Annotated in this window: 10 protein-coding genes; all 10 read left to right on the top strand. The window is 38.8% G+C overall.

Translation table 11 applies throughout. The features are described from left to right. Positions 1-46 precede the first annotated feature (46 nt). The 10 genes from mutS (at position 47) to ACYPZI_RS04790 (ending at position 12,005) form a co-directional block, all read left to right on the top strand. Entirely contained in the window at positions 47-2,629 is a 2,583-nt protein-coding gene (gene mutS / locus ACYPZI_RS04745) for a DNA mismatch repair protein MutS (RefSeq protein WP_459599135.1), read from the top strand. Between the two features lie 11 nt (positions 2,630-2,640). Continuing rightward, complete coding sequence (locus tag ACYPZI_RS04750) at positions 2,641-4,461, top strand: LIC_10190 family membrane protein (RefSeq protein WP_459599137.1); 1,821 nt, start codon at positions 2,641-2,643, stop codon at positions 4,459-4,461. Positions 4,462-4,557: 96 nt separating this feature from the next. Then, a complete protein-coding gene (locus tag ACYPZI_RS04755) occupies positions 4,558-4,980 on the top strand; it encodes an HAD family hydrolase (protein WP_459599139.1) in 423 nt (140 codons plus the stop codon). Between the two features lie 20 nt (positions 4,981-5,000). Continuing rightward, positions 5,001-6,293, top strand: a complete 1,293-nt coding sequence (locus ACYPZI_RS04760; protein ID WP_459599141.1) for a hypothetical protein — start codon at positions 5,001-5,003, stop codon at positions 6,291-6,293. Positions 6,294-6,298: 5 nt separating this feature from the next. Further along, positions 6,299-7,249 carry an NAD(P)-dependent oxidoreductase gene (locus ACYPZI_RS04765; RefSeq protein WP_459599143.1) on the top strand — a complete coding sequence of 317 codons (951 nt, stop codon included), beginning with the start codon at positions 6,299-6,301 and terminating at the stop codon, positions 7,247-7,249. A gap of 1 nt (position 7,250) precedes the next feature. Then, positions 7,251-8,426: a M24 family metallopeptidase gene (locus ACYPZI_RS04770; protein WP_459599145.1), complete on the top strand. Its 1,176-nt coding sequence runs from the start codon at positions 7,251-7,253 to the stop codon at positions 8,424-8,426. Between the two features lie 6 nt (positions 8,427-8,432). After that, positions 8,433-9,977 carry a T9SS response regulator signal transducer PorX gene (porX, locus tag ACYPZI_RS04775; protein ID WP_459599147.1) on the top strand — a complete coding sequence of 515 codons (1,545 nt, stop codon included), beginning with the start codon at positions 8,433-8,435 and terminating at the stop codon, positions 9,975-9,977. A gap of 60 nt (positions 9,978-10,037) precedes the next feature. Beyond that, complete coding sequence (gene tsaE, locus ACYPZI_RS04780) at positions 10,038-10,448, top strand: tRNA (adenosine(37)-N6)-threonylcarbamoyltransferase complex ATPase subunit type 1 TsaE (RefSeq protein ID WP_459599149.1); 411 nt, start codon at positions 10,038-10,040, stop codon at positions 10,446-10,448. A gap of 32 nt (positions 10,449-10,480) precedes the next feature. After that, the gene (locus ACYPZI_RS04785) at positions 10,481-11,431 is read left to right on the top strand and encodes a phosphoribosylaminoimidazolesuccinocarboxamide synthase (protein ID WP_459599151.1); all 951 of its coding nucleotides are present in this window, start codon (positions 10,481-10,483) and stop codon (positions 11,429-11,431) included. Between the two features lie 7 nt (positions 11,432-11,438). Then, entirely contained in the window at positions 11,439-12,005 is a 567-nt protein-coding gene (locus ACYPZI_RS04790; protein ID WP_459599153.1) for a zeta toxin family protein, read from the top strand. Positions 12,006-12,007 lie beyond the last annotated feature (2 nt).

Below are 12,007 nucleotides of genomic sequence, written 5' to 3' on the forward strand. Positions count from 1 at the left end.
AAACTATACGAAGCCTGTGTCAAAGAAAATAGCTGAAACCCCGCTAATGAAGCAATATTTTGAAATCAAGAGTAAACATCCTGATGCCATTTTATTGTTTCGGGTAGGAGACTTTTACGAAACATTCTCACAGGACGCCATTGATGCTGCCGAAATACTGGGCATTACTCTTACCCGCCGGGGAAACGGCACTGCTCAATTTGTAGAATTAGCCGGATTCCCGCATCATGCATTGGACACTTATCTGCCAAAACTTGTGCGTGCAGGTAAACGTGTTGCCATTTGTGACCAGTTGGAAGATCCGAAGCAAACTAAAACGCTGGTGAAAAGGGGAATTACCGAACTTGTAACCCCCGGTGTTTCTATCAACGACAACATTCTGAATCATAAGGAAAATAATTTCCTCTGTGCTATTCATTTTGTGAAAAATATTTGTGGCGTATCATTCCTTGATATTTCCACCGGGGAATTTTTGGTTGCAGAGGGCACAAGAGAATATATAGATAAACTTCTGGCTAATTTTTCTCCAAAAGAGGTGTTAGTAGAACGGAGTAAGAAAAAACTATTCGAAGAAAATTTCGGAACTCGCTTTTTTATTTTCGAGCTTGATGATTGGGTATTTACCGAAGATTCGGCCAGAGACAGACTGCTTAAGCATTTCGAAACAAAAAATCTGAAAGGATTTGGAGTAGAGCATCTGGCTAATGGTGTAATTGCCGCCGGAACTATACTTCATTATCTGGATGTTACCCAACACACACAGATCGGGCATATTACAACTCTATCCCGAATCGAGGAAGATAAATATGTACGATTAGATAAGTTTACCGTCCGTAGCCTGGAGCTTATTTCAACAATGAATGAAGGTGGAAAAAGCTTGCTTGATGTCCTTGATAAAACAGTATCGCCGATGGGCGCACGTATGTTGCGGCGTTGGTTGGTATTTCCATTGAAAGACGCCAAGCCGATAAACAACAGGTTGTCGGTTGTAGAGTATTTCTTCAAAGATCTGGAACTGAAAAATTTGCTGGAAGAACAACTTTCTTTGATCGGAGACCTTGAACGTATAATCTCGAAAGTAGCGGTGAATAGGATCAGTCCGCGAGAAGTCGTTCAGCTCAAAGTTGCCTTGAAAGCGATTGAGCCTATCCGCGAATCCTTTCTTTCGTCGAGCGAACCGAGCTTGAGGGAGATAGGGGAGAAACTTAATCCTTGCCCGGTTATTCGCGATCGTATCGAAAAAGAAATATATCCTGATCCGCCAACAATGCTTAACCGTGGAAATGTTATAAGCAAAGGAGTAAATCAGGATCTGGATGATCTGCGGGAGATTGCTTTTTCCGGCAAAGATTATTTGTTGAAGATACAGCAAAGAGAAACAGAGGCAACGGGCATTTCCTCTCTCAAGATTAGTTTCAATAACGTATTCGGATATTATATAGAAGTTCGGAACACGCATAAAGATAAAGTTCCTGCCGAATGGATACGTAAGCAAACTCTTGTCAATGCAGAACGCTATATTACACAGGAACTGAAAGATTACGAAGATAAAATACTGGGAGCCGAGGAAAAGATATTAGCGATGGAAACGGCTCTTTTCAACGAACTTGTTCTCAGCCTGGCCGAATATATTCCTGTAATACAGATAAACGCGAATCTGATAGCTCAGATAGATTGTTTGCTATCGTTTGCTAAAGCGGCTAAAGAAAATAAATATATCCGTCCCGAAATAAATGACACGGACGTATTGAATATAAAGAACGGACGACACCCTGTGATCGAGAAACAGTTGCCTCCCGGAGAATCTTACATCGCCAATGATGTTTTCTTAGATAGCAACAAACAACAGATTATCATCATAACAGGACCGAACATGGCGGGTAAGTCGGCTTTACTCAGGCAAACGGCACTGATTACGCTGATGGCTCAGGCCGGCAGCTTTGTTCCGGCAGAATCGGTGCAGATAGGGTTGGTCGATAAAATATTTACCCGTGTAGGGGCTTCCGATAATATTTCGTTAGGTGAATCTACTTTTATGGTAGAAATGAACGAAGCATCCGACATTCTGAATAACCTTTCACCGAAAAGCCTCGTTTTGTTCGACGAACTGGGGCGCGGAACAAGTACTTATGACGGTATATCCATTGCGTGGGCTATTGTCGAATATATTCATGAGCACCCGAAGGCAAGGGCAAAAACTTTGTTCGCGACACACTATCACGAGCTGAACGAAATGGAGAAATCCTTCAAGCGTATTAAAAACTATAATGTGTCGGTAAAAGAAGTGGACAACAAAGTCATCTTCCTTCGTAAGCTTGTTAAAGGGGGAAGCGAGCACAGTTTTGGTATCCATGTGGCAAAAATGGCCGGTATGCCGCAAAGCATCGTAAAAAGGGCAAATTCTATACTAAAGCAATTGGAATCGGACAACCGGAAACAAGGTATATCGAAACCGATAACCGATATAAAAGAAAACAGGGAAGGATACCAACTCAACTTTTTTCAACTCGACGATCCGGTGCTTAGTCAGGTGAGAGACGAAATAAAATTGTTGGACGTAAACAACCTGACTCCCGTTGAGGCTTTGAACAAACTGAATGAAATAAAGAAAATAGTTTCGGGAAAGTAAAAATACAAATTATGCTGGCAGTTCTTTTTGCTTGGATTATAATATCATTTATATTGCTCTCTTTCGGCGATATGTTTATAAGTTTATATAACAAACTTTGCAAAAAAAACGACCAATACAACATTCCTGAGACTTTTATGCTGGGAATATGTTTTATTCTTGTCCCTTTATCCCTGTTATCATTATGGTTCCCTTCTAATCAATATATGCTTCTTCTTTATGTAATAATATCTTTCGGATATTGGACATTAAATAGAAGCCGTTTTACAGATAAGATACAAAGAGTAAAAGAAACAATAAAAGATATTTCTCTTCCGCAGAAAACAGCTATTCTTTTGTCGTCATGTAGTATCTTGTTGTACACTCTATATTCCATTTGTTGGGATGATGCACTTTTTTATCATTACCAACAAATAGAATGGAATGAAACCTACCCTGTTGTTCCCGGATTAGCTAATTTAGAAGACCGTTTTGGTTTTAACTCAAACTATTTGCTTATTTCTGCGATTTTCACTTTTAAATTCCTTTTTGGAGAGCCATTATATGTTTTACAGTCTATATTGTTCATTTATGTAATGGTATGGGTACTAAAAGAAGTCATAATATCAAAATTTAATATTAGTCGCTTACTTTTATTATTTATTTTCTTATTTTTCTTCTCTTTAAATGCTGGTTTTTTGACTGATTCATCGACAGATATTGTCCCTAATATTTGTGCATTTTATTATATCGCAAAATTTGCATTATATCCGAACTTTTCAGATAAAAAACTCTTCTTCTTCATCTTACCTATAATGATCTGTACATTTAAGATGTCTATATTTCCTCTATGCCTCCTCTCTATTTATATTTTATTTTTAGCAATTAAAGATAAGAGAAAATCGCAATTTATATTCTTCGTTACCTTTTCATTCAGTATTGTCAGCTTGTGGTTGATTCGGAATGTAATTATTTCAGGCTATTTAGTGTATCCTTTACATGAATTAGATTTATTCTCTTTCGAATGGAAAATACCCAAAGGCATTTCTATGATCCAAAGAGAAATTGCCATGGCGCAGTTTGCCAAAGGTCTTTTCAAAGATTATATAACCTTCTATTTCTTTGAAAGATCCGGTTTTTGGACTTTCAAGCAATTTTTCATAAATCATCTTTTTACAATTGTTTGTTATATAATTATAATGACTTCTTCTGTTTTCCTATTATACAGATTTATATGGAGGAAGAAATTGAATGATATATTAGAAGATCAGCAATTTGTATTTTACATTTCTTTGATTTTCTGTTTTATGTATTGGTTGTTATCAGCTCCGGATGTTCGCTTCGCGTCCGGTATAATATGTGGGACTACATTCTTTATTATTAGCTTTATTTGTGGCAAACGACATATACATTTCGCTCGTCTAGGGAGTATCATGTTTTATTGTACAATAATAACTTTATCCGTTATCTCAATAAATCGATCAATAGGATATAATAAGAAGATTTCGGAAAACCATTTAGCCGGGAACTTATATGAAATAAAGGATCTTTTGATCAGACCTTTTTCTTCAATAGATCAAACGGTGGTACATCCATCAAATTATGTAAAGTCTGAAATGAATGGTCTTACGATATATCTTACAAAAGATGTGAATCTATTTGATAAATTCCCTCGTTTTAAAGATATTTCACCCAAAATAATAGCACCACATGGTAAATTGCAAGGCATAATCACAATAGAAGCTAGAGGGAATACACTACAAGAAGGATTTCGAACAAAAAAACAATATGTTAATATTATTGATTCTCTGGCAAAAGAGTTAGTTGAAAAAGAAAAAGTCAGTTGGTGGTAAAAGACTAATAACATTTAAGTAATATGCTAAACAAAATAAAGAAAATAGTTTCAGGAAAGTAAACTGAAACCATTATTTACACGTTAAAACTGTATTATGGATATATGTATCGATTTTGACGGGACATGTGTTGCACATGAATACCCCAATATAGGCAAAGATATAGGGGCTATCCCGGTACTTAAAGAACTCGTTGAAAAGGGGCACAGGCTTATTCTCTTCACAATGCGCAGCGACCGAAAAAAGAAAAAAAAGATCGATGGGCTGGAAGTCATGGTAGAGGAAAATGTGCTGACAGAAGCTGTCCGGTGGTTCGAAGATAATGGCATACCTCTATACGGCGTACAGAAAAATCCTACCCAACGATTTTGGACATCTTCACCTAAAGCTTACGGACATCTTTATATAGATGATGCCGCTTTGGGGTGCCCCCTTATTTTAGACGATTCCATTTCTGATAGACCATATATAGATTGGTTTCGTATAAGGGAAATGCTGGTAGATTCGGGTATTTTATAAATTAAAATAGTTATTAGATTATGGGAAGAAAAATACTGTTTATCGTCTTGATGTTTGTTTCTGCAAGCTCGTTTGGACAAGAGAAAAAAGTTTTCCACGTTGATGAGGCTAATGTCTACTTTAAAGAAACAGAAGTTGCTGCGAAAAAAAGTGAGAATCTTTGGGGGAAAAATATTTATGGGCCTATAATGCTTATCAATCCTGAAACAAGGGAAATTTATGCGAATAATAAAGATTCGTTAGGAGAACTTAGGCGGGATGGGCGTATTTATACAGGAGTGTTTTCGAAAAATGAAAATATCGCCAATACATCTATCCGGTGGAATGGAACGGAGTGGGCAACAGTGATGCTGCCTCTGCCTGAAAATAAATATGACAGAATAGGTTTATTAATTCACGAAAGGTTTCATGCTATGCAGCCGGAATTAGGATTCATCCTGAGAGGTGATGGTAACAACGTTCATCTGGACAGTAAAGATGGCCGGATATACCTGCGTTTAGAATTGGGGGCTCTTAAAAAAGCGGTTTCGGCATCTACGGCTTCTCAAATTAATGATCACGTGACGAATGCCTTTATATTCAGAAAATACCGACAATCTCTTTTTCCTGGATCAGATATACAAGAAAATAAATTGGAGCTAAATGAAGGGCTGGCGGAATATACAGGTGAAGCTAGTTGCGGAAGACCGGAGAAGCTAAAAGCAGAACACTTCGTTAGAAATATTGACGCGTCTATGTTGAATCCGACCTTTATCCGTTCTTTTGCCTATCAAACTATCCCTGTTTACGGTTATTTGTTGGATAAAAAACAGCAAGGGTGGAACAGAAAGACAGATAACAATACGAATCTCACTGACTTTTTTATCACCGCTTTTAAAATAAAACTACCTGAAAATCTAAAAGATGCAGTAAGTCAACTCGCAGGTTCTTATAATGGAGAGGAGATAACAAACGAAGAAACAATACGGGAAGAAAACAGGAAAAAACTTGTTGTCGAATACAAATCCCGATTTATAGAACAACCTCATTTTGAGATTAAATTCGAAAAGATGAATATTAGTTTCGATCCGCGCAATATTATGCCTCTTGAAAACAGGGGTACCGTATATCCTAACATAACTGTTATGGATCAATGGGGTATATTGAGTGTTACAGACGGGGCATTACTGAGCCCGGACTGGAGGAAAATCACTGTGACAAATCCCACTGATATGAATGGTAATAAACTATCCGGCAAGGGTTGGACATTGGAACTGAATAAAGGATATTCAGTTGTAATTACTGACGGAAACTTCGGATTGAAAAAAGACTAAACAGAATGAAAAAGATATTGATGGGGCATAACTTCATAAGGGAAGGCTTTGCTGCCCTCGAGGGAAAGTTTGAAGTTATTTATCCGGAGAAAGATCTATTTTCAAAAGAAGATATCTTGGAACGAATCGCAGATATAGATGTACTTGTACCTAACTTTTCATTCCAGGCGAACGCTGAGATTATCGATGCAGGGAAAAAGTTGAAGCTTATCGCCAATTTCGGAGTGGGCTATAATAATATTGATGTAGAATATGCTGCTTCGAAAGGAATAACCGTAACAAACACACCACAATCGGTACTGGAGCCGACAGCCGAACTCTGTTTTGCTTTGATGATGGCTACGGCAAGAAAAGTAGCTTATTATAATCATAAATTACATAATGGTGTTCGCCTCGATTGGAGCCTGTTCGGAGATTTAGGTTTATCGCTTTATGGACAGACTTTGGGCATTTACGGGATGGGACGTATCGGGCAGGCTGTGGCACGGCGGGCAGTCGCTTCGGGGATGAAAATCATTTACTGTAACCGGCATGCATTGCCTAAGGAAATTGAAGAAAAATATAATGCTGTTTATGTCGATTTCGATACCTTGTTGAAAAAATCGGATGTTTTGTCATTGAATGCTCCTGCAACAGCAGAAACTTTTCATTTGATGGGTGAAGCCGAATTCAAAAAAATGAAAAAAACAGCTATTCTTATCAATACAGCGAGAGGGCAACTAGTCGATTCCGCTGCTTTGGCTAAGGCTTTACGTAAAGACGAAATATATGCAGCAGGGCTGGATGTTTTTGAGAATGAACCTAAAATCCCGCAGGAATTACTCGAATTGGATAATGCTATTTTGTGTCCGCACGCCGGAACAAAAACATATGCCGGACGTATGGATATGGAGTGTGAAGTGGCTAAGAATATTATAAATTTCTTTGAAGGAGGACAAATAGATAAAGTAAATTGAGATGAATTATCAGGAAGCATTATCAAAAGATTTGGAAATACGCTGTTCGCGTTTACAGGAGGCAATGCGTGCGATAAATGTGGATGCCTGTGTATTGACTACCACTGTAAATGTATTTTATATGACAGGTTGTGTTTATAACGGATATTTTTACCTGCCTGCTGAAGGAGAGCCGTTTCATTTTGTAAAACGCCCCGAAGGGATTGCTTTTGATAATACGGTTTATGTTCGTAAACCGGAGCAGATAACCGAAGAGTTACTGAGTCGGAACATTTCTCTTCCTAAGACTTTACTACTGGAAACGGATGTGATTTCTTTCGGAGAATGCAGCCGTCTATTAAACACTTTCGGACTGAATACAGCGGCAAATGCTTCTGTTCTGATGCGGAAAATACGAAGTATAAAAACCGCTTTTGAGTTGGAGCAAGTGAAAGTCTGTGCCCGTAGGCATGAGGCTGTTTATAAATTGATTCCTTCAGTTTTCAAACGGGGGATGACAGACGTTGGATTTCAGATAGAGATAGAAAAATTGATGCGCCTGCATGGCTCTTTAGGTCTCTTTCGCAGTTATGGCGAAAATATGGATATCTACATGGGCAGTCTTTTGGCAGGAGAAAATGCAGAAGTCCCTTCTCCTTTCGATTTTGCTCTGGGTGGTGCAGGCTCAAGTCCGATTTTGCCTTTGGGCGCTTCGGGGCAAACGATACAGGAAGGACAAACGATCATGGTAGATATGGCTGGGAATTATACGCCCTGGATGACGGATATGACGCGTGTTTTCTCGGTAGGGAAAACATCGGATATCGCTCATCAGGCTCATCAGGTTTCTATCGATATCCATAATCATACAATGGATATAGCTAAACCCGGAACAAAATGCTCCGATCTGTATGAAATCGCGATGGAAAGGGTTGTTAAAGCTAATCTCGAACCATACTTTATGGGAACAAAACAGCAAGCTAAGTTTGTTGGACATGGGGTAGGATTGGAGATTAACGAACCTCCTGTACTGACTCCGCGGTCGAAAGAAGTATTGGAGCCAAATATTATTTTTGCCTTAGAGCCGAAGTTTGTTATTCCGGAGGTTGGTGCGGTCGGAATAGAAAATACTTACGCTGTAACAGATGGTGGTATTGAAAAATTGACTATTTTAGAGGAAAACATTATAAAACTGTGATCCAATATGAGGAAAAACCGTATACTCTGGGCCGATGACGAAATCGATATCTTACGCTCCCATATTCTGTTCCTTCAGGAAAAAGGATATGAGGTAATACCTGTGAATAGCGGGCATGATGCGATCGACAGTTTCAGGGAAGGCGGTTTCGATATTGTTTTTCTGGATGAAAATATGCCCGGATTGTCGGGGATAGAAACTCTTGCGATTATCAAAGAAATAAACCCGAATATCCCTGTGGTAATGATTACTAAGAGCGAGGATGAGGGTATTATGACACATGCTATCGGCAAGAAGATAGCGGATTATCTTATAAAACCAGTAAATCCCAATCAGATACTCCTTTCCATAAAAAAGAATCTTCATAAAGACGATATAGTTTCCGAGGCCACTCTGGAAGGTTATCGTGAGGAGTTCTCCAAAATTAGCTCAATAATTAGCGATTCTCTCGATTATAAGGGCTGGGTAGACATTTATAAAAAGATTGTTTATTGGGAGATGGAACTCACAGCTTCGCAGAGCCCATTAATAGAACTGCTCCGTGTGCAGAAGCATGAAGCTAACAGTGCATTTGGGAAATATGTAAAGCGAAACTACGAATCGTGGGTGCAGGAGAAAGAAAATAAACCCATTACAAGCCCTGAATTATTTCCTGAAAGAGTATTTCCTTTACTCGATAATAAAGAAAAGATATTCTTCGTTCTCATCGATAATTTCCGGCTCGATCAGTGGTGGGAGGTGAAAGATCTGCTGGCGAATGATTTTAATATTACAGAGGAAGAGTATTTAAGCATTTTGCCGACAGCAACGCAATATGCCCGCAACGCTATTTTTGCAGGATTAATGCCTGTTCAGATAGCAAAATTATATCCGGAATTGTGGGTAGAAGAGGACGAGGACGAGAGTAAAAACCTGAATGAAGAAGCTTTGCTCCAAAAGCAGATAGAGAGATTACAAAAGAAATATAGCTTTTCATATAATAAGATATTATCCTCTTCATCGGGAGAAAAGCTGGTTCAGAATATGAACTCGTTAAGCGGCAAAGACCTGAATGTAGTTGTTATCAACTTTGTGGACATGCTTTCACATGCACGTACAGAATCGAAAATGATAAGGGAACTGGCTTCCGACGAGGCTGCATACCGTTCGCTTACCCGTTCGTGGTTCAAACATTCGAGCACGATGGATATTTTGCGAAAAGCAAAAGATATGGGTTATAAGATTGTCTTAACCACCGATCATGGGACTATACGCGTAAAAGCCCCGTTAAAAGTGGTTGGTGACAAAACCATAAACTCAAATATCCGTTATAAGGTAGGACGCAATATAGAGTATGACCGTAAAAAGGTTTACGATATATATTCTCCCGAAAGATTTGGGTTACCCGCAAGGCATCTCAGTACAAAATATATATTTGCCACAGGGGATGACTTTTTTGCATATCCGAACAATTACAATTATTATGTGTCTTATTATACAGACACATTTCAGCATGGAGGAATATCTATGGAAGAAATGATAATCCCTTTGATTACTTTAACCGGAAAATAAATCTATTTACTTTCATACATAACAATCACAAAGCGTATATTTGCATAATAGAACCGGATTATGAATATAAAAATAGAGTCACTCGACAAAATAGATGAAGCGGCCATAAAGTTTATTAAAACGATGGGCGACAATACGGTTTTTGCTTTCCGTGGCGAAATGGGTGCAGGTAAAACCACTTTCATAAAAGCTATCTGTGAAAATCTCGGGGTTTCGGATACGATAAACAGTCCGACATTTGCTATTGTGAACGAATACCGCTCCGATAGCGCTGAACTTATCTACCATTTCGATTTCTACCGGATAAATAAGATAGAAGAAGTTTTCGATTTCGGTTACGAAGATTATTTTTACAGTGGTAGCCTCTGTTTTATAGAATGGCCTGAACTCATCGAGGATTTATTGCCAAGTGATACAGTAAATGTACAAATAAAGGCTCTTGAAAATGGGAGCAGGGAAGTAACACTTTAATGATTATTTATTAGGAATCAAAATAGATAAATATGAAAAATACTTTAGTTAAAACAAATTTCCACTTTACAGGACAAACAAATGTTTACCATGGTAAAGTAAGAGACGTATATTCAATAGGGAAAGACTTGTTAGTGATGATTGCCACCGACCGTATCTCAGCATTTGATGTTGTGCTACCTCAGGGTATACCATATAAAGGTCAAGTCCTTAATCAGATAGCATCGAAATTTCTGGATGCAACAGAAGACATAGTTCCAAACTGGAAATTGGCGACACCGGACCCGATGGTGACAGTCGGTCTCCGCTGCGAACCATATAAAGTAGAGATGGTTATCCGCGGATATCTGACAGGCAGCGCATGGCGCGAATATAAAGCCGGGGCAAGAACACTTTGTGGAGTACCACTTCCGGACGGAATGAAAGAAAACCAAAAGTTTCCGGCTCCGATAATCACTCCGACAACTAAGGCTGACGAAGGGCATGATGAAAATATCTCGAAAGAAGAAATAATCGCACAGGGCCTTGTAAGCAGAGAGGAATACGAACAACTTGAAAAATATACATATGCCCTGTTTCAACGTGGAACAGAGATTGCCGCTCAGAAAGATCTGATACTTGTAGATACGAAATATGAGTTCGGGAAAAAAGGCGGCAAGATCTATCTGATCGATGAAATCCATACACCGGATTCGTCCCGTTATTTTTATGCTGATGCGTATCAGGATTTATTCGAGAAAGGCGAGGAACAAAAGCAACTTTCGAAAGAGTTTGTCCGTAAATGGCTTATGGAAAACGGATTCCAGGGTAAAGAAGGACAACAGGTTCCTGAAATGACCGAAGAATATTGCAACAGCGTATCGGAACGCTATATCGAGCTATATGAAAAAATAGTCGGAGATAAGTTTATTAAGGCAGATTCAAGTGATGTTGCAGAACGTATTGACGAAAATATAAGTAAATATCTAAAAAAAAGAGGATAAACTATAGATGCCGAATCTATACATTATATCAGGCTGTAACGGTGCGGGAAAAACAACTGCATCGTACGCCATGTTTCCTGAGATCTTAGACTGTAAAGAGTTTATCAATGCAGATGAAATAGCAAAGGGACTTTCCCCTTTCCAGCCCGAAACGGTTGCGATAGAGGCAGGGCGTCTTATGCTGATACGGATGAATGAAATGTTGGCTCTGCAAGAGGACTTCGCAATAGAGACCACTCTTGCCACAAAATCATATGCCAATTTCATAAAAAGAGCCCAGGAAGTAGGTTACTTTGTAACCCTGATATATTTTTGGCTTGATTCTCCCGAACTGGCGGTCAGGCGTGTTGAACAACGAGTCCGCTTTGGCGGGCACAATGTTCCTGAAGATGTTGTAAGACGAAGATACTACGCCGGAATGCGAAATCTTTTTTCTATGTTTATTCCTATTTCCGACTACTGGATACTTATCGATAACTCTGTTGACCCGTTCCGTATGATTGCGGAAGGCGAAAGAACACAGGTGACAGAAATTCAGGATGAAGAGCTATTTTACTATTTGAGAAATATCTGATA

The organism is Dysgonomonas reticulitermitis (assembly GCF_054601275.1).

Coding starts and splice junctions, on each gene's coding strand:
- mutS (WP_459599135.1), top strand. CDS start 47: ATGAAGCAATATTTTGAAATCAAGAGTAAACATCCTGATGCCATTTTA.
- ACYPZI_RS04750 (WP_459599137.1), top strand. CDS start 2,641: ATGCTGGCAGTTCTTTTTGCTTGGATTATAATATCATTTATATTGCTC.
- ACYPZI_RS04755 (WP_459599139.1), top strand. CDS start 4,558: ATGGATATATGTATCGATTTTGACGGGACATGTGTTGCACATGAATAC.
- ACYPZI_RS04760 (WP_459599141.1), top strand. CDS start 5,001: ATGGGAAGAAAAATACTGTTTATCGTCTTGATGTTTGTTTCTGCAAGC.
- ACYPZI_RS04765 (WP_459599143.1), top strand. CDS start 6,299: ATGAAAAAGATATTGATGGGGCATAACTTCATAAGGGAAGGCTTTGCT.
- ACYPZI_RS04770 (WP_459599145.1), top strand. CDS start 7,251: ATGAATTATCAGGAAGCATTATCAAAAGATTTGGAAATACGCTGTTCG.
- porX (WP_459599147.1), top strand. CDS start 8,433: ATGAGGAAAAACCGTATACTCTGGGCCGATGACGAAATCGATATCTTA.
- tsaE (WP_459599149.1), top strand. CDS start 10,038: ATGAATATAAAAATAGAGTCACTCGACAAAATAGATGAAGCGGCCATA.
- ACYPZI_RS04785 (WP_459599151.1), top strand. CDS start 10,481: ATGAAAAATACTTTAGTTAAAACAAATTTCCACTTTACAGGACAAACA.
- ACYPZI_RS04790 (WP_459599153.1), top strand. CDS start 11,439: ATGCCGAATCTATACATTATATCAGGCTGTAACGGTGCGGGAAAAACA.